The following is a 15,978-nucleotide window of genomic DNA, read 5'->3' as shown; positions in this document are numbered from 1 at the left end:
TCCCCCTCAGCCCCGGGTCCGGAGCCGGTCGGTGCTGTCCTCGCTGGGCTGTACGACGACGATGCCCTGGCCGGAGAAGGCCATCTGGTAGGCCTCCCCGCTGCCCCGGCCGATCATCGACGAGGCCTTGAAGCTGCGCTTGCCCTTCACCTTGAGGTTCGGGGACCAGGCGACGAGCGCGTCCGGGTCGACGTACGTCTCGTCTTCGCCGCGGCCGCAATCGACCACGATCGGGGTGCCGCGGGAGGTGATGGCGACCCAGCCGGTGCCCGCGATCTGTACGTTGAACAGGCCCTGGCCGGCGAACTTCGCCATGCCCTTGACCCGCTCGACGCCCCACTGGAGGTGGGCGTCGAAGGCGAGCAGGTTGGTGCCGTTGACCGAGAGCGCGTCGTTGTTGAGGTTGATCACGACGACGTCGGCGCCGTAGTCGGCGAGGTAGAGCAGGCCGTCGCCGGTGCACTTCATCAGCGGGGCGCCCTCGCCGGTGAGCCACTGGGAGGCCATCTGGCGCAGGGCCGGCGGGTTGGGCTCGTACTGGACGAAGCCCTCGTAGGCGACCATCGACCCGGTGCGCGCGAAGAGGTCCTGGCCGCTCTGCATGGCGACCTTGAGCATGGCCCTGCCGTGGTTCTCCATGCGGGCCGTGACGGGGGTGGGGGCGTAGCCCGCGAGCTGCTGGTTCATAGCGTTCATGGCATTCATGTGGGGCTCCCTCAGACCTCGTACGGCTGGACGACGATGAAGTTGCCGGGAGCGCCGCGGAACTGGAGGTTCACGGTCTCCCCGCTGTGGCCGGGGTAGGCGTTGCGCCGCAGCCGGACCTGGCTGGAGACGATGACCTGGGACGCCGCCGACCACGCGACGATGGCGTTGCTGTCGGCGAAGGTGGTCGGGGTGACGGGCAGGACGACGGGCGTGCCGTGCGTCTTGACGATCACCGTGCCGGAGCCCTGGAACAGCATCGTGAACAGGGCGCCGCCGGGGATGCCGTGGCCCTCGATGCGCCGGACCTCGTGCTGGAGGGACTCGTCGAAGGCGAGGACGCTCTCGGCGGAGACGCAGATCCCGTCGCCCTGGAGCTCGATGGCGTGCAGGTGGGCGCCGTTCTCGGCGAGGAAGACCTGGCCTCGGCCGCTGCAGCGCATCAGCTGCATCTCCTGGCCGGTGGCGTTGCCGACGATGCGGCCGGCGAAGCCGGCGCCCTTGTAGCTGAAGTCGACCTTGCCCTGGTAGAGGACCATGCTGCCCTGGCGGGCGAGGACGGGCTGGCCGCCCATCGCCAGGTCGACGCGCATGAGCTGCTGGTTCTGCGCGGTCCAGCGGGCGCCGGTGGGGACTTCCTTGTACGGCTGGAGCGCGGCGGCGAGGCCGGCCCCGGCGGCCTGCGGGGCGCCCTGGCCGTAGCCGGGCACCTGCTGGCCGTACGGGGGCGGCTGCTGGCCGGGGACCTGGCCGTAGGGGGCGGGGGCCGGGGCGGGGGGCGGGACCTGGCCGCCGTAGCCGGGCACCTGGCCGTAGGAGGGCTGCGGCTGCTGGCCGTACGAGGGCGGGCCGGGCGGCTGCGGGGCGTGCGGCGGCTGGCCGTACGGGGCGGGGGCCGGCGGGGTGGTGAGCGGGCCGACCATGGTCGGGGCCGAGTGCACCGGGGCCTGCGGGGCCGGCTGCTGGTACTGCGGGGCGGGGGCCGGGGCGGGCGCGGGCTGCGGGACGTACGGGGCCTGGGGTGCCTGCGGGGCTTGCGGGGCCTGGACCGGGGCGCCGAAGGACGGCGCCGGGGCGGCGGCCTGCGGCGGCGGGGCGAACCCCGGCGCGGCGCCGGCCTGGGCCGGGGCGGCGGCCTGCGGCTGCTGCGGGGCCTGCTGCTCCTCCTCCTCGGCGACCTCTCCGCCGAAGTTCTTCAGCAGCGCGGCGAGCCCGCCGTCGAAGCCCTGGCCCACGGCGGCGAAGCGCCACACGTCCTTGAGGTAGAAGTCGCCGAGCATGACCGCGCGCTCGGTGCTGAACTCCGCGCCCGTGAAGGAGTACCGGACGACTTCCTCGCCGCCGGCCACGATCCGGATGTAGCCCGGTCCGATCTGCGACATCTGTCCGTCGCCGTCGATCGTGGCGGTGAAGGACAGCTTGTGGATGCTCGCCGGGACGCGGTCCAGCGTCACCCGGAAGGATTCGGTGTCGCCGGCCTGCGCGCCGAGCTGCTGGATGGACTCCTCCGGCGACTTCGGCTGGTTGTAGAAGACGAAGTACCGGTCGTCCGACAGCTGCTCGTTGGCGTCAAGGCCGAAGCAGCTGATGTCGAAGGCGAGTCCCGGCCCGGCGATCTGCACGCCCACGTACAGATCCGTGCCCGCCGTCAGATCGCTGATCCTGGCCTTGTGACCGCGTTGGAATTCCCTGGCCATACGTAACGACCGTCCCCCATCCCGACAGTGATTTGCGTGGCGCTCAGGCTAGCCGCATCCGCCGACATCCGGCCAAGTCGGTACCGACCCGGTACATATCGAGACGTCGGCCGCCGGGGGGCGCGGCGCGGGCCCGCCGGATGTCGGGCGCGGGTGCCGGGCGCCGGTCATTCCTCGCGGGCGGCCGGGACCTTGGGGAGGCGCTCGGCGGCGACGATCCCCTCCAGGTATCCGCGGGCCCGTTCGGTGCGCGGGTAGGCCTCGAGCAGTTCCCAGAAGCGGGGGCCGTGGCCGGGTACGAGGAGGTGGGCCAGCTCGTGGAGCAGCACGTAGTCGACGACGTACTCCGGCATCCCCTGGAGGCGGTGGGAGAGGCGGATGCTGCCCTCGGCGGGGGTGCAGGAGCCCCAGCGGGTGTTCTGGTTGGTGACCCAGCGGACCGAGCGGGGGCGGGCGCGGGCGCTGAGGTACTGGTCGGACAAACGCTCGGCGCGCTCGGTGAGTTCCGCGTCCCCGAGGGTGCGCCTGCTCTCCTGCGCGGCCAGTTTGTCGAGCATGACCCCCACCCAGCGCTGCTCCTCGGCCTCGGACATCCGGGCAGGGATGAGGACGACCGTACGGTCACCCTCGCGGTAGGCGGATACGGTCCTTCGGCGGCGCGCGCTCCGGCGGACTTCGACGGCGCGCTGCTGTGGGTCGGCGGACACGCCCAAGACCGTACCCGCTCGCCTGGCCCAAGTCCCGCCCGCTCCACGGTTCGGACGTGACCGATTCGACGGCGGCGCAGGAAGCACCCCTTCCCTTCATCTCATATGCCTAATAACCGGTGCCTGTGGACAAATGGACGCACGGAAGGCGTGGGGCGGGCACTCTTCGAAGGACGGGAACGAGGCGGGGTTCGCAGGAGGGGGAAGGCCATGTATCCGAAGGTGAAGCCGGCGCTGGCGAGGGCGTGGCGGGATCTGCAGACGGTGCAGTTCGGGGTGACGCCCGCGCACGCGGTGGTGCTCGGCCCGGTGGACACGGCGACGGGATCGCTCATCGACCGGATCGACGGGACGCGGGGGATGGAGCTGCTGCGCGCGGAGGCCGTGGCGGTGGGGCTGCCGGAGGGCCAGGTGGACGCGCTGGTGCGGCGGCTGGCGGCGGCCGGGCTGCTGGACGACGCGACGGCGGGCGGTCCGCGGGCCCAGGCCGTGCGGAAGCGGCCGGAGACCCTGGAGCGGCTCGGGCCCGACCTGGGCTCGCTGTCGCTGGTGCACCGCGAGCCCGGGGGTGACTTGCGGGGGGTCGCGGCGCGGCGGGCCGTACGGGTCCAGGTACGCGGGAGCGGGCGGGTGGGCGGAGTGATCGCCGGGGTCCTGGCCGCAGCCGGCGTGGGCCGGGTCGAGGTGCTCGACGGCGGCCGGGTGGAGCCGGCGGACGTGGCACCGGGCGGGCTCGGCCCGGACAGCGTGGGCAGGCTGCGGGCCGAGGCCGCGGCCGGGCTGGTCCGTGCGTCGGCCCCCGGGCGCCCGCCGCGGACCGCGGAGCACGAGGGGCCCGAGCCGGGGGTGTCCCTGGTGGTGGTCGCGCCCCGGGACGGCTTGCAGGCGTGGGCCCCTGATCCGGGCGGCGCGGCCGACTGGATCTCCGCCGGCACGCCTCATCTGTATGCCGGGGTGCTGGAGGGCACGGGGCTGGTGGGGCCGCTGGTGCTGCCGGGGGCCACGGCGTGCGCGGGCTGTATGGAACGCGACCGGGTCGAGGCGGATCCGGCATGGCCCCGGATGCTGGTCCAGTGGCGCTCGGCACATCGCCGCCGGGCCGCCGCGGCCTGCGATCTGGGCCTGGCCACCGCGGTGGCCGGGATGGCGGCGGCCCACGCCCTGTCCTTCCTCGACGGGGAGCTCCCCGCCTCCACGGCCTCCCGCTGGGAAGCCGCCCTCCCTGGCCTCCACTGGGAGCAGACCCCCGTGCGCCCCCACCCCGACTGCCCCTGCGCGGCCGCCCGCGTCCCGGCGGAGCGGGCGGTGACGTCATGAGGCTCTTACGAGGGCGGGCCGAGCCGCTCCTGCACCGCGCGGCACAACTCCTCGATGCGGGGCCCGGCCGACGCAATCACCGGGGTCAGGCTGCGCAGGGCCATGAGCAGTTCGTGCACCGTGCCTCTGGTCGGGTCGCCGTCCAGAAAGTCCGCGAGGTGGCGCCGGGCCTCGGCCCAGCGGAGCCGGAGGCACTCGGTGAGGAGGAGATTGCCGATGTCCGAGGGGGATCGGGGCGGGCCGTCCGGGCTCCCCGGGCCCACGATGTCGACCACGCGGGCCAGGTGCCGGTCCCGATCCGGGTGGTGGAGCGCGTGCAGCACCACCGCCGTCTCGTAGTGCGCCCAGGTGTCGTCGGGTTCGAGTGCGATCGCGCGGGTGAGCTCGGCCAGAGCCTCCTCGTACCGGCCGAGCAGCCGTCGGGCGACACCGCGGCGGACCGATGCCATGAAGCTGTCGGGCCGGAGCTCATCGGCGCGGTCGTAGTCGCTCAGAGCCTCCTCGAACCGGCCGAGCATGCGAAAGGCGTCACCCCGCTCGGCGAAGACCCATGCCTCGTCGGATCCGAGTCCCATGGCGCGGGTGTAGTCGACCAGGGCCTCCTCGTGCCTGCCGAGCACCAGAAGCAGCCGTCCCCGACGGGTGAGGGCCCACTGGTAGTCCGGACTGAGCTCGATGGCCCGGTCGAAGCCTTCCAACGCCCGCTCGTACCGGCCCATCGCGGCGTGGATCTCGCCCCGGCTGGCGAGGGCCCAGGCGTAGTCCGCCTTGAGTTCGAGGGCCCGGTCGAGGGCGTCGAGCGCCTCCGGGTGCCGCTCCGTCAGCCGGAGGACCTCGCCCAGTCCTGCGAGCGCCACGGGGTCGTCGGGCTTCAGCTCCACGGCACGGGTGAAGTCGGTCAGCGCCTCCTCGTACCGGGCGAGGCCCCGGTGGCTTCGGCCCCTGATCAGGCGGGCCCAGGCGTAGTCCGGGGAGAAGCCGACCGCTTGGTCGAGGGCGGACAGGGCCTCCTTGTGCCGGCCGGTGCTGTTGAGGACGAATCCCAGATTCGCCAGGGCCCAGGCGCTGTCCGGCTTGATCTCGATGGCGCGCTCGAAATCGGCGAGAGCATCGTCGTACCGCTCCGTGAGGCGGTGGAGCACACCGCGATGGGTGAGTGCCCAGTGGGCGTCCGGGTTGAGATCGAGGACGCGCTCGAAGTCGGCCAGCGCCTCCTCGTACTGGCCGATGGCGCGGTGGCAGACCCCGCGGTTGCCGATGCTCCAGACGTAGCCGGGATCGAGCGCGATGGCGCGGGTGTAGTCCCCGATCGCTTCCTCGAAGCGTTCGGTGAGCTCGTGGGTCCGGCCCCGGCCGTAGTGGGCGCGCTCCGTCCCGGGGTCGAGGGCGAGCGCCCGCGCGTAGTCGGCCAGGGCCTGCGGGTACCGCTCCGCATTGCGGTGGTCCCGGCCGCGCAGGGTCAGCGCGAGGGCCTGGCCGGTGGTGTCGAGGGCGCCCCGGGACAGCAGGAGCGTCAGGGTGGCGACTCCGGCGTCCTGCTGCTCCAAGGCCGTGCGAAGGCACTCGCCCCAGTCGACGAGTTCGGTTCCCTGTGTGTCCCGGCCTGCCTGGATCCAGACCTGGACCCAGCGGTGGAGGGTGGTGATGCCGTGGTCGTAGGCGTCGATGAGCTCCCGCGACGCGGCGGGGCGGGCGGCGCGCGGGTCGGCGCACAGCCGGTGATAGGTCTCCTGGAGGCGGTGTCCGCGCCAGGTCTCGTCCGACCACCAGCCCTCGGCCGGGGTGACGGCCTCCTCCAGGCGCTCCCGGCGCACTTGGAAGGCGTCGGCCAGCCGAGTGTGCAGCCGCTCCCAGCCGGCCGGGGACTGCCTGCGCCGCAGCCGCAGCATCGCGCCGCGGACCACCTCGTGATAGCGGCAGTGGCCGGAGCGCTCGGTGACGAAAGGCATCGACCTCAGCCAGCCGAACAGCTCGGCGGCCTCCTCCTCCACGGCCGCCCGGTACACGTCCTCGTCCAGTTCCTGCGGGAACGCACAGGCCAGGGCGGCGGCCCTGCGGGCCGGATCGGCCTCCCACTTGAGGAAGCGCTCGACGGCGGTGCCGCTGGGGTCCCCGATCTCCTCCACGCTGCCCGGCTGCGCTTCGCCCAGCGTGGAGACCAGGACCGGAAGCCGTCCCGACAGCTGGAGGATCACCTCGACCACGCGCTCGTCCGTCACGCCCTTCCCCGCGAGGAGCCGGCGTGCCTCGGCTTCCGTGAACACCTCCAGCGGCCAGTCCGTGACCAGGTCGTACCAGTCCTCCCAGCAGCGGGCCGCCAGCCGCGACTGACCGGCCAGGACGACCAGCACGTTCGCCGGGAGCTCCCCGTAGCGGTCGCTGACCAGCACGTCCCGCAACCAGGTGTCCAGCAGGGGTCCGGTGCGCTCGTAGGTGTCGAAGAACAGCGTGATCCACGGATGCTTGCGGGCCGCTTCCCCGAGCTCTTCCAGGAACACCGGGGTCAGGACGTCCAACGGGGACATCACCAGCTCGACGTCGCCGTGGCTGCGAAGGCGGGTGCTGAGGAGGGCCTTCACCCGGTCCGCGCCGGCCGCCACCTGGTTCGGGTCGACCGCACCGGTGAAAGCGCCCACGCCCGGAAGCATGCCCAGCCCGACCAGGCCCAGCTGCGAGGCGATCAGGCTGGACGGCGATGGCGACGGGGCGCTGCCGGCTGCCGCGTCGGCCCCGCCGGCAGCCGTCGCCATCCCGACGTCCGCCTCGTGGCGGCGCTGGCGATAGGTGGCCAGCAGCTTGTCGAAGCCCTTCAGCGCCACGCCCTGCTGGGAGAAGTGCGCGCTGACGACCTCCATCGTCTCGATGACGTCGGCGACCGACTCGTCGACGTACGCGGTGACCGCCTGCCCTTCGCGGGCGATCGTCTCCAGCTGGCGCACCAGGGTGGACTTGCCGACACCGGCCGGGCCGCGGATGTGGAAGAGGAACTGCGCCGCCTCGTCCGGGGACTGCGCGAGGGCGTCCCGGAAGGCGGTGACCTCGCCCTGCCGTCCGATGAAGGTGTTGGAACGCCGCCGTCGGATCAGTTCCTGCCTCGAAGGCCCCCGCCCAGCCATCCACAGCCCTTTCCCCACCACGCGACCCGCTGTCCCGCCATGCTGTCCCATGGGGGCGGGTGCTGTCCGGCAAGGGGCGGATTCCTGCCACCTCACGAGCGGGCGCCTCGGCCGGGGCGGGGCGGGGGCGCCATGACAGGATGCGGTTGGCCGAGGGGCCATCCTGAACCGCCGCTTGCGGCACAGCTGTCTGGGAATTGGAGGGGCGCATGTCTGATCTTCCCCGGAAGGCGGTCACCCGTACCGTCAAGCTGGCCGCGCTGCCGCTCGGCTTCGCGGGCCGGGTCACCTGGGGGCTGGGGAAGCGGATCGGGGGCAAGTCGGCGGAGATCGTGGCGCGCGAGCTCCAGCAGCGCACCGCCGAGCAGCTGTTCCGCACGCTCGGGGAGCTGAAGGGCGGTGCCATGAAGTTCGGGCAGGCGCTCTCGGTCTTCGAGTCGGCCCTGCCCGAGGAGGTGGCCGGTCCGTACCGGGCGGCGCTGACCAAGCTCCAGGAGGCGGCCCCGCCACTGCCCGCCCAGACGGTGCACCAGGTGCTGGCGGAGCGGCTGGGGGCCGACTGGCGGGACCTGTTCGAGGAGTTCGAGGACAAGCCGGCCGCGGCCGCCTCGATCGGGCAGGTGCACCGGGCGGTGTGGCACGACGGCCGGCAGGTCGCGGTGAAGGTGCAGTACCCGGGGGCCGGCGAGGCGCTGCTGTCGGACCTGAAGCAACTGGGCCGGTTCGCGGGGCTGCTGGGGCCGCTGGTTCCCGGCATGGACGTCAAGCCGCTGATCAAGGAGTTGCGCGACCGGGTCTCGGAGGAGCTGGACTACGAGCTGGAGGCGGAGGCCCAGCGGACCCACGCGGACGCGTTCGAGGGCGACGAGGACGTGGTCGTACCGGACGTCGTGCACCAGGGCGACCAGGTGCTGGTGACCGAGTGGATGGAAGGGACGCCGCTGTCGGAGGTGATAGCGGACGGCACCCGGGAGGAGCGCGACCGCGCCGGGCAGCTGCTGGCCCGGTTCCTCTTCTCCGGGCCCGCGCGCACCGGGCTGCTGCACGCCGATCCGCACCCGGGCAACTTCCGGCTGCTGTCGGGGCCGGACGGGCGGATACGGCTGGGCGTGCTGGACTTCGGCACCGTCGACCGGCTGCCCGGCGGCTGGCCCAAGCCCATCGGCACCTCGCTGCGGATGACGCTGGAGGGCGACGCCGAGGGGATCTACGGGCACCTGTGCGCCGAGGGATTCGTGAGGGAGTCCATCGAACTGGATCCGGAGGCGGTGCTGGACTATCTGCTGCCCATCATCGAGCCCGCCCAGGCGGAGGAGTTCACCTTCACGCGGCCGTGGCTGCGCGGGCAGGCGGCCAGGATCGCCGATCCCCGCTCCCCCGCGCACCAGTTGGGCCGGCAGATCAATCTGCCGCCCTCGTACCTGCTGATCCACCGGGTGACGCTGAGCACGATCGGGGTGCTCTGCCAGCTGGGCGCGACGGTACGGCTGCGGGACGAACTGGAGTCGTGGCTCCCGGGGTTCCTGCCCGAGGAGTGAGCGCGGGGGCCTACGGGCCCCCGGTCACCACCAGGACGAGTCGAGGCGGCCCTCGATCGCCCTGAGGTTGGCTCGCGCGCAGTCGACGCAGAAGTACTGTCTGGTCCCGTTCTCCACCGAGCAGGTCCAGGTGGGCGGGGCGCCGTCGGGGGCCTTCTTGCCGCAGCGCGCGCAGACGACGGGCTGGGCCTCGGGTCCCGACGGGGCGGGGTGGGGATTCGGCTGGTCCACCTCCAGACGATATCCCCGCGAGGGGTGGAGAACCCTCCGCAACGCACCGGGGGGACCGGTCCGTTCGGACCGGTCCCCCGTACGCTGCCGCGCCGCTGGTCAGCGGCGGTTCAGCGGTCGCTCAGTGCATGACGGCCATGGCGAGGGCCCGCCGGGCGCGCAGCGAGACGCGCTCGGCTCGCCGCTGCATGCGGCGGGCGGCGACCAGGCGCAGGGCGCGACGCTCGGCGTCGACCTCGCGCATGCGGTCGTCCATATGGGCACGGGCCAGGGCTTCTGGGATGAGTTGCATTTCTCGGGTCCTGTTCTGGCGCGAGGTGATCGCGCCGGCGGTGATGAAGTCTGCGTGGGCGGAGCCGTGCGGCTGCTCGCTCGTCGTGTGGGCGGTCATGAGGGCCTGCTTCAAGGGGTCGTGCGTCACGGGGCGGTCGATGGTTCCGATGGCGGTCATGCCGCGACAACCGGGTTCTTGCGCGGACGGCCACGGGGCCGCTTCCGGGCTACGACAACGCCCTGGACGAACAGCTCGCCACCCCAGACACCCCAGGGCTCGCGGCGCTCGAGCGCACCGGCGAGGCAGGCCTCGACCAGCGGGCAGGTGGCGCAGAGGGACTTGGCGTACTCGACGTCCGCGGGGGACTCGGCGAAGAAGACCTCGGGGTCGTAGGTACGGCAGGCGACGGGTACGCCGAGGTTCTCGATGGCGTCGTCGAGCGCGGTCAGCGCGGTGAGGGGAGTCAAGGTGTGGTCCTCCGGGACTGCGGGCGGGGAGATCGTCTGGGTCTGCGGTACGGACGGGGCGTGCGCTTCGAGTTGCACGGTGTTTTCTTCCTCGTCTTGGTTGGCTAGTCGTTCCGGCCGGGTTCGGCCGGGGGCGGCTGGTACCTGGTCTTGCCAGTCCCGAGGCTCCTTCGTGCCGTCGTCCCCTGGTCGGGGACAAACAGAAGGGCCGCGGATCCCGGGTGGGGTTCCGCGGCCCTGAAGGCGCCGGCCTGATCTTCGATCAGGCTGGATCACTCCAGGGTTCGAGCCCACGGAAGGCCCACATCAGGTGGTGCTGCTGCTTCGTCTGCGTCTTGGATCCGGCACCGGCGGCGGCCGCAAACCCATAGGCGCCATGCGCCTGGGCTTCCAGTACTGCCACCGATGCCTGGGTCGGTCGCTCATTCCGCTCGCTCGCCGGCAGCGCGCAGGGTGCGGCCAGCAGGGCGCGGCTGTCAGCGGAAATCGCGGACAGACCGGTACCCAGGAGCGGGAGGAGCGAGGAGGAGCCGAGCGTGCAGGAAGCGGCGACCGAGCGATCGGTCATTTTGGTGGTGGTGATGAAGCTGGTCACTGGTCTCGCCTCCTCTCGGCGTCTCGGGGACGGGGGCCCGGGGGCCTGTCCCATACGTATTCGGATAAGTACAGCACGGATCCGGAGCTTCGGAGAAGCCACCGTTTCCGTTGCTAAGAACCTATGGGGATTCGCTGGGCATGTGCAAACTATTTTTCCGACGAGTTTCTACGCGTCGTCAGCATCCGCGCCCCCACGCTCCTGACCTGCGCAGATGGCAAGGACGTCGGCTCCGTACCGGTCGAGCTTGCGGGCGCCGACTCCAGAGATCATCGAGAGCTCGCCCGCCTCGGACGGCTGGGCCTCCGCGATCGCGACCAGCGTCCGGTCCGTGAACACGCAGTACGCGGGCAGTCCCTGCTCCTTCGCCTGGCCCGCGCGCCACTCCCGCAGCCGCTCGTAGAGCCCTTCGTCCATGTCGGACGGGCAGTCGTCGCAGCGCATCAGTTTCAGCTCGGCGGCCTCGGTGAGGGTCTTGCCGCAGACCCTGCACAGCGCCGGTCCGCGGCGGCCGCGCCCGCGCACCGCTCGCTCGGCCGCGCCCCCCGTCCGGCTTCCCGGGGCCGCGGAGCCCGGCCGCAGGCCGTTCAGGAAGCGGCTGGGGCGTCGGGAGGCACGGCCGCCCGGAGCCCGGGAGAGCGCCCAGGAGAGCGTCAGGTGCAGCCGCGCCCGCGTGACGCCGACATAGAGCAGCCGGCGCTCCTCCTCCACCTGCTCGTCGGTCTTGGCGTACGTGATCGGCAGCATGCCGTCGGTGAGGCCGGCCAGGAACACGGCGTCCCACTCCAGGCCCTTGGCGGCGTGCAGCGAGGCGAGGGTGACGCCCTGCACGGTCGGGGCGTGCTGGGCGGCCTTGCGCTCCTCCAGCTCGACGGTCAGGTCCGCCAGGGTGGCCCCCGGCCGGCCGCGGGCGAAGTCCTCGGCGAGCCGGACCAGGGCGGCCACCGACTCCCACTGGTCGCGGACGGCGCCGGAGCCGGCGGGCGGCTCGGCGCTCCAGCCGGTCGAGCTGAGCACGGCCCGGACCTGGGAGCCCAGCTCGACCACGTCGTCGAGCAGCGGGTCATTGCCCCCGGAGCGGGCGGCGCCGCGCAGGGCGAGGAGCGCCTTCTGCACCTCGGCGCGCTCGAAGAAGCGCTCGGCGCCGCGCAGCTGGTACGGGACGCCGGCGTCGGCGAGGGCCTGCTCGTAGACCTCGGACTGGGCGTTGATGCGGTAGAGCACGGCGATCTCGCCGGCCGGGACGCCCGCGGCGATCAGGTCCCGGATGCGCAGGGCGACGCCCTCGGCCTCGGCGGGCTCGTCCGGATACTCGGCGTAGACCGGGTCGGGTCCGGGCTCGCGCTGGGAGACCAGCTCCAGGCGGTGCTCGGCGGCCCGGCCCTTGGCCTGGGCGAGGAGTCCGTTGGCGAGGTGGACCACCTGCGGGGTGGAGCGGTAGTCGCGGACCAGCTTGACCAGGGTGGCCTGCGGGTAGCGCGTGCGGAAGTTCAGCAGGTGGTCCGGGGTGGCCCCGGTGAAGGAGTAGATCGTCTGGCTGGCGTCCCCGACGACGCAGAGGCTGTCGCGCTCGCCGAGCCACAGGTCCAGCAGCCGCTGCTGGAGCGGGCTGACGTCCTGGTACTCGTCCACCACGAAGTGCTGGTACTGGGTGCGGATCTGCTCGGCGATGTCGTGGCGGTCCTGGAGGATGCCGACCGTGAGCAGCAGCACGTCCTCGAAGTCGATCATGCCGCGGTCGCGCTTGAGCTGCTCGTACGTCCCGTAGATCTGGGCGATCTCCGCCATGTCCCGGGGGGCTTCGCGGCCCGCCTTGAGGGCGGCCGCCGGATAGTCGGAGGGCACGGTCTGGGTGACCTTCGCCCACTCGATCTCGCCGGTGACATCGCGCAGCTCGCCCCGGTCGAGCCGGATGCGGCAGCGGGCGCCCGCCTCGGCGACGAGCTGGACCTTGCGCTCGACCAGCCGGGGCACCTCGCCGCCGATCGCCTTGGGCCAGAAGTACTGGAGCTGGCGCAGGGCGGCGGAGTGGAACGTCCGCGCCTGCACCCCGCCCGCCCCGAGGGAGCGCAGGCGGCCGCGCATCTCGCCGGCGGCGCGGTTGGTGAAGGTGACGGCCAGCACGCTGGCCGGCATCAGCTGGCCGGAGCGGACCCCGTAGGCGATCCGGTGGGTGATCGCCCGGGTCTTGCCCGTCCCCGCGCCCGCCAGCACGCACACCGGCCCGCGCAGGATCGTCGCGACCTCGCGCTGCTCCGGGTCCAGGCCCAGGAGCACCGCGTCGGCCGAGTCCGCGCCGGCGGGGAAGGATGAGAGGTGCGTTGCTGATGTCACCCCGCCATGCTGCCAGGTCCCGAGGGACGGCCGGGAAAGTTGTCCACAGGGTGCGCGCATTCGTCGCACCGCCGCACTTGACGCATGCGGCCCACTTGACGTACTCGGACGTCCCGGCCGTATCGCGGGTGCGGGAATGGCCCCGGGGTCCCGTACGTTCGAGTACTCGGACCACCCAGACCCCACAGAGGAGAGCGCAGCATGCAGGACACGGGTTCCGTCACGATGTACAGCACGACCTGGTGCGGCTACTGCCGCCGGCTGAAGACCCAGCTGGACCGGGAAGGCATCGCGTACAACGAGATCAACATCGAGCTGGACCCGGAGTCCGCGGCGTTCGTCGAGAAGGCGAACGGCGGCAACCAGACCGTCCCGACCGTGCTCGTGAAGTCCGCCGCCGGTGCCGAGTCGGTCATGACGAACCCGAGCCTGGCCCAGGTCAAGCAGGCCCTCGCCGTCTGATCCGCCCTCCGGCGCACTGTGCGGACACAAAGGCCCCCGCCGCGGCGGGGGCCTTTCGCCGTGTGAGAAGCCTTACGCGGCCGGGCGCGGCAGCGGCTCCCCGTACCAGCGCTCGACCAGCCGGGCCGCGATGGAGATCCCCGACGGGGGCAGCATCTCGCCCGACTCGAACGCGGCGCGCAGCTCCTCGCGGGAGAACCAGCGGGCCTCCTGGATCTCCTCGCCGTCGACCGTGATCTCGGTGGTCGTGGCGCGCGCCGTGAAGCCCAGCATCAGGCTGTACGGGAACGGCCAGGGCTGGCTGGCGACGTACTCGACCTCGCCGACCCTGATGCCCGCCTCCTCCCACACCTCGCGCACGACCGACTGCTCGATCGACTCCCCCGGCTCCACGAACCCGGCCAGCGTCGAGAAGCGCCCCTCGGGCCAGTGCACCTGGCGGCCCAGCAGCGCGCGGTCGTGCTCGTCGGTGACCAGCATGATCACCGCCGGGTCGGTGCGCGGGTAGTGCTCGGCGCCGCAGCCCGGGCAGCGGCGGATGTGCCCGGCGGCCGCGACCACCGTGCGCTCGCCGCAGCGCGAGCAGAAGCGGTGCATCCGCTGCCAGTTCTCCAGGGCCACGGCGTGCACCATCAGCCCGGCGTCGCGCGGGGACAGCAGCAGCCCGGCTTCGCGCAGGCCGGCCGGGCGGGCCGACTGGTCCATCCGGCCGGGCAGGGAGTCCTTCTGCAGCGCGAAGTACCGCACGCCCTCGTCGTCGGTGCCCAGGAAATAGCGGTGCGTCTCGGTGACCGGGGCCTCGAAGGCCGGGGTCATCACGATGCCGGTCCCCCCGTCGGGGGTGTCGTCGATCAGGACCTGACCGCCGGAGACCACGAAGACGCGGGTCGTCGGGTGGCTCCAGGCCGCCGCGAGCCAGGCCTCGTCGAGGCGGTGGTGCGCGGCGCGGTCGATTCCGCTGGGCGCGGCGAGCGAGATCGGGTGCTCGGTATGGGTGCTCACAGGTACTTCCAACTCCCCCGGTGGTGGGACAGGCAGGCTCAGTGACTCGTGACTCGTGGCGCGGTGCTCGATGATTCGGTGACGCGGTGCTCTGTGACTCGGTGACGCGGTACGGCTGCGGGTGCGTCAGGCGGGCTTCCCGCGGGAGGCGGCCAGGTCCCCCCACAGGTAGGCGGCCGTCTCGACGCCCTTGAGGAGCAGGTCCAGCTCGACCTTCTCGTTCGGCGAGTGCCAGCCGTCGGACGGCACGGAGATGCCGAGGAACAGGACGGGCGCGTCCAGTACGTCCTGGAGGTCCGCCGCCGGTCCGGAGCCGCCCTCGCGGGTGAAGCGGACCTTCTCGCCGAACGCCCGCCCCATGGCCCGCACGACGGACTGCAGCGCCGGGTGGTCCAGCGGCGTCAGGCAGGGCCGGGTGGGGGCGCCGAAGACGATGGAGTGCCGGATCCCGTCCGGGATCCGCGCCGCGACCCAGTCCCGGACGGCCGCCTCGACCTCGTACGGGTCCTGCCCGGACACCAGGCGGAAGGACAGCTTCAGGTGCGCGGAGGCGGGCACGATGGTCTTGCCGCCGGGGCCCTGGTAGCCGCCGCCGATGCCGTTGACCTCCGCGGTCGGGCGGGCCCAGACCCGCTCCAGGGTGGAGTAGCCCTTCTCGCCCGCGGCGGCGTGCGACTTGGCCGTGCGCAGCCACTCGGACTCGTCGAACGGCAGCTCGGCGATCAGCGCCCGCTCCTCGTCCGTGAGCTCGGCGATGTTGTCGTAGAAGCCGGGGATCGTGACCCGCTCGTCGGCGTCGTGCAGCGCCGCGACGAGGCGGGCGGCGACGGTGGCCGGATTGGGCACGGCCCCGCCGAAGGCGCCGGAGTGGATGTCCTGGTCGGACCCGTGCAGGTCGATCTCGCAGTCGGCGACGCCGCGCATGCCGGTGCAGACGGTCGGCGTGGTCTCGGACCACATGCCGGTGTCGGAGACGATCACGACGTCGGCGGCGAGGCGCCGGGCCTCGCGCTCGACGAGGGCGCGGAAGTTGGGGGAGCCCGACTCCTCCTCGCCCTCGATGATCAGCTTGAGGTGGACGGCCGGGGCCTCGGCGCCGGTGGCGGCCAGGTGGGCCCGTACGCCCAGGGTGTGGAAGAAGACCTGGCCCTTGTCGTCGGCGGCGCCGCGCGCGTACATGCGGCCGTCGCGGACGACCGGCTCGAAGGGGTCGGTGTGCCAGCCGTCGGCGACGGCGGCGGGCTGCACGTCGTGGTGCCCGTAGACGAGGACGGTCGGGGCGTCCGGGTCCGCGCTCGGCCACTCGGCGAAGACGGCCGGCGCACCGGGGGTCTGCCAGATCTCCGTGACCGGGAAGCCGGTCTCCTTGAGCTTCGCGGCGAGCCACTCGGCGCTGCGACGTACGTCGTCCGCGTGCTCGGGCTGGGCCGAGACGGAGGGGATGCGCAGCCACTCGGCCAGGTCCTCGAGGAACGCGGCGCGGTGGGTGTCGATGTACGTGCGGACGACGCTGTCCGCCGGGGTTTCGCTCAT

General features: G+C 72.6%; 14 protein-coding genes. 3 read left to right on the top strand and 11 right to left on the bottom strand.

Annotated elements, in window-relative coordinates; translation table 11 throughout:
• Positions 1-6: 6 nt before the first annotated feature.
• From ACFYZS_RS01285 to ACFYZS_RS01275, 3 genes are all read right to left on the bottom strand, one after another.
• Positions 7-687, bottom strand: coding sequence for an AIM24 family protein (locus ACFYZS_RS01285; protein WP_356849952.1), 681 nt, complete (start codon positions 685-687; stop codon positions 7-9).
• Positions 688-716: 29 nt separating this feature from the next.
• Positions 717-2,402, bottom strand: coding sequence for a TerD family protein (locus ACFYZS_RS01280; RefSeq protein WP_389005570.1), 1,686 nt, complete (start codon positions 2,400-2,402; stop codon positions 717-719).
• Positions 2,403-2,569: 167 nt separating this feature from the next.
• Entirely contained in the window at positions 2,570-3,109 is a 540-nt protein-coding gene (locus ACFYZS_RS01275; RefSeq protein WP_389005568.1) for a M48 family metallopeptidase, read from the bottom strand.
• A gap of 210 nt (positions 3,110-3,319) precedes the next feature.
• Here ACFYZS_RS01275 and ACFYZS_RS01270 point away from each other — a divergent pair, with 210 nt between their 5' ends.
• Positions 3,320-4,426, top strand: coding sequence for a ThiF family adenylyltransferase (locus ACFYZS_RS01270; protein WP_389005566.1), 1,107 nt, complete (start codon positions 3,320-3,322; stop codon positions 4,424-4,426).
• Positions 4,427-4,431: 5 nt separating this feature from the next.
• Here ACFYZS_RS01270 and ACFYZS_RS01265 read toward each other — a convergent pair whose 3' ends face one another.
• Positions 4,432-7,542 (bottom strand): tetratricopeptide repeat protein, encoded by a 3,111-nt coding sequence (locus tag ACFYZS_RS01265; RefSeq protein WP_389005564.1) that lies wholly within the window; start codon positions 7,540-7,542, stop codon positions 4,432-4,434.
• A gap of 209 nt (positions 7,543-7,751) precedes the next feature.
• Here ACFYZS_RS01265 and ACFYZS_RS01260 point away from each other — a divergent pair, with 209 nt between their 5' ends.
• A complete protein-coding gene (locus ACFYZS_RS01260; protein WP_389005562.1) occupies positions 7,752-9,080 on the top strand; it encodes an ABC1 kinase family protein in 1,329 nt (442 codons plus the stop codon).
• A gap of 24 nt (positions 9,081-9,104) precedes the next feature.
• Here ACFYZS_RS01260 and ACFYZS_RS01255 read toward each other — a convergent pair whose 3' ends face one another.
• The 5 genes from ACFYZS_RS01255 to ACFYZS_RS01235 form a co-directional block, all read right to left on the bottom strand.
• Complete coding sequence (locus ACFYZS_RS01255; protein ID WP_099889587.1) at positions 9,105-9,311, bottom strand: hypothetical protein; 207 nt, start codon at positions 9,309-9,311, stop codon at positions 9,105-9,107.
• 121 nt (positions 9,312-9,432) lie between these two features.
• Complete coding sequence (locus ACFYZS_RS01250; protein WP_030153507.1) at positions 9,433-9,762, bottom strand: hypothetical protein; 330 nt, start codon at positions 9,760-9,762, stop codon at positions 9,433-9,435.
• Positions 9,759-10,130 carry a WhiB family transcriptional regulator gene (locus tag ACFYZS_RS01245; RefSeq protein ID WP_389005559.1) on the bottom strand — a complete coding sequence of 124 codons (372 nt, stop codon included), beginning with the start codon at positions 10,128-10,130 and terminating at the stop codon, positions 9,759-9,761. The genes ACFYZS_RS01250 and ACFYZS_RS01245 overlap by 4 nt, the downstream gene beginning before the upstream one ends.
• Before the next feature lie 184 nt (positions 10,131-10,314).
• A complete protein-coding gene (locus ACFYZS_RS01240; RefSeq protein WP_389005557.1) occupies positions 10,315-10,647 on the bottom strand; it encodes a hypothetical protein in 333 nt (110 codons plus the stop codon).
• Between the two features lie 168 nt (positions 10,648-10,815).
• Complete coding sequence (locus ACFYZS_RS01235) at positions 10,816-13,041, bottom strand: ATP-dependent DNA helicase UvrD2 (protein WP_389005555.1); 2,226 nt, start codon at positions 13,039-13,041, stop codon at positions 10,816-10,818.
• 141 nt (positions 13,042-13,182) lie between these two features.
• Between ACFYZS_RS01235 and ACFYZS_RS01230 the strand changes: the two genes are divergently transcribed.
• A complete protein-coding gene (locus tag ACFYZS_RS01230) occupies positions 13,183-13,443 on the top strand; it encodes a mycoredoxin (protein WP_030153502.1) in 261 nt (86 codons plus the stop codon).
• A gap of 72 nt (positions 13,444-13,515) precedes the next feature.
• Here the strand turns inward: ACFYZS_RS01230 and nudC are convergent, their stop codons facing one another.
• A complete protein-coding gene (gene nudC, locus ACFYZS_RS01225; RefSeq protein WP_389005553.1) occupies positions 13,516-14,457 on the bottom strand; it encodes an NAD(+) diphosphatase in 942 nt (313 codons plus the stop codon).
• A gap of 114 nt (positions 14,458-14,571) precedes the next feature.
• Entirely contained in the window at positions 14,572-15,978 is a 1,407-nt protein-coding gene (locus ACFYZS_RS01220; RefSeq protein WP_389005551.1) for a dipeptidase, read from the bottom strand.

Source organism: Streptomyces sp. NPDC001903 (genome assembly GCF_042891345.1).
GTDB lineage: Bacteria > Actinomycetota > Actinomycetes > Streptomycetales > Streptomycetaceae > Streptomyces.
The sequence above is the reverse complement of the archived record's forward strand: the minus strand, read 5'-3'. Positions and strand labels throughout refer to the sequence as shown.

Coding starts and splice junctions, on each gene's coding strand:
- ACFYZS_RS01285 (WP_356849952.1), bottom strand. CDS start 687: ATGAACCAGCAGCTCGCGGGCTACGCCCCCACCCCCGTCACGGCCCGC.
- ACFYZS_RS01280 (WP_389005570.1), bottom strand. CDS start 2,402: ATGGCCAGGGAATTCCAACGCGGTCACAAGGCCAGGATCAGCGATCTG.
- ACFYZS_RS01270 (WP_389005566.1), top strand. CDS start 3,320: ATGTATCCGAAGGTGAAGCCGGCGCTGGCGAGGGCGTGGCGGGATCTG.
- ACFYZS_RS01265 (WP_389005564.1), bottom strand. CDS start 7,542: ATGGCTGGGCGGGGGCCTTCGAGGCAGGAACTGATCCGACGGCGGCGT.
- ACFYZS_RS01260 (WP_389005562.1), top strand. CDS start 7,752: ATGTCTGATCTTCCCCGGAAGGCGGTCACCCGTACCGTCAAGCTGGCC.
- ACFYZS_RS01250 (WP_030153507.1), bottom strand. CDS start 9,762: ATGACCGCCATCGGAACCATCGACCGCCCCGTGACGCACGACCCCTTG.
- ACFYZS_RS01235 (WP_389005555.1), bottom strand. CDS start 13,041: ATGCGCGCACCCTGTGGACAACTTTCCCGGCCGTCCCTCGGGACCTGG.
- ACFYZS_RS01230 (WP_030153502.1), top strand. CDS start 13,183: ATGCAGGACACGGGTTCCGTCACGATGTACAGCACGACCTGGTGCGGC.
- ACFYZS_RS01220 (WP_389005551.1), bottom strand. CDS start 15,978: ATGAGCGAAACCCCGGCGGACAGCGTCGTCCGCACGTACATCGACACC.